This is a genomic window from Alkalibacterium sp. m-11 (assembly GCF_054658155.1).
The window spans coordinates 1-255 of sequence record NZ_BAAGIR010000522.1 but is presented as its reverse complement, the minus strand read 5'-3'; the positions used below and the strand labels follow the sequence as shown (position 1 = coordinate 255).

At 38.8% G+C, this 255-nt stretch carries 1 pseudogene; it reads left to right on the top strand.

The window, feature by feature from the left end:
* Positions 1 to 255, top strand: a pseudogene (locus tag ACYQ2O_RS13430) (ISLre2-like element ISAot1 family transposase); the annotation flags it as partial.

Below are 255 nucleotides of genomic sequence, written 5' to 3'. Positions count from 1 at the left end.
AAGCAGAAGAAGCTATTAATCTTCTTACATCTTTTTCGCTGAGTCATACGACCATTCATACTATCACTCAAAAAGTCGGTGAAACCATTCAAGAATGGACAGAAACAGCACCTCTTCAAGACGAGACGTCTCAGAAAGATAAGAAAAAAACGCCTGTCTTATTTATTGAAGGTGACGGGTTAATGCTTACAAAAGGCAAGGAGAAAAAACGTCCTGAGATTCATCGTGTTCAGTTTCATGAAGGGGTAGAGTATA